At 35.1% G+C, this 271-nt stretch carries 1 protein-coding gene; it reads left to right on the top strand.

Annotation, left to right across the window (positions count from 1 at the left end; all coding sequences use genetic code 11):
- Nucleotides 1–271: DUF5105 domain-containing protein (locus SB775_RS29665; protein WP_410864819.1), on the top strand; the 271-nt coding region annotated here is incomplete at both ends.

Below are 271 nucleotides of genomic sequence, written 5' to 3'. Positions count from 1 at the left end.
CTTAATGCATATACAGATGTCATCGTATTCGGTAAAGAAAATAAACAGTTCCCTGAACTAACTGGTGACAATAAGGCTGATCTCGTGAATAAATATAATGAAATGTTTATTAAAGACTTTAGAAGAAGTGCAAGTATCTATGGGAACGAAGTCAGTGATGAAGACATTCTAAGCATGTATCAGCGCATTCAAAACACAGTGAAGGAAAAAGCCAAAGTAGAAACTAGTGTAAAAGCTATCAAAAATGAAGAAGCTGAAGTTGCGGCAAAAG

Source organism: Peribacillus sp. SIMBA_075, from assembly GCF_046534585.1.
This window is presented reverse-complemented; position numbering and strand designations above follow the sequence as displayed.